Origin of the sequence: Adlercreutzia sp. DFI.6.23, assembly GCF_024462535.1 — a bacterium.
GTDB lineage: Bacteria > Actinomycetota > Coriobacteriia > Coriobacteriales > Eggerthellaceae > Adlercreutzia > Adlercreutzia rubneri.
The window spans coordinates 1-304 of sequence record NZ_JANGBP010000460.1; the positions used below are offsets into that span (position 1 = coordinate 1).

The 304-nt window shown below is 74.3% G+C and carries 1 protein-coding gene; it reads right to left on the minus strand.

Annotated features, from left to right (window positions below; genetic code table 11):
• A partial coding sequence (locus tag NE591_RS14145) for a hypothetical protein (RefSeq protein ID WP_256156967.1) occupies positions 1-304 on the minus strand: 304 nt, incomplete at both ends.

Consider the following 304-nt stretch of genomic DNA (forward strand, 5'->3'; position numbering starts at 1 on the left):
GTCGCGTCGTCGCCGGGCACGGTGGGGACAGGGCGGTCGGGCGCGCTGCCCTCCTCGGGGGAAAGCGGCCGCTCGCAGCGAATCACGGGCTCGGAGAACCCCGCCGTCGCAAGCCACGCGAGAAGTTCCTCGAAAGTCGGCGCCGCCTGCACGGCGTTCGGAAGGGCGCGGGCCGCCTCGACGACGGCCGCGCGACTGGCATCCACTGCGAAATCGGCATCGCCCGCGCGCCCCTTACCGTTCGGCTCCGCCACGGGAACCTCGGCCAGCAGCACGCCGACGGGCGCCAGCACGCGACCGCACT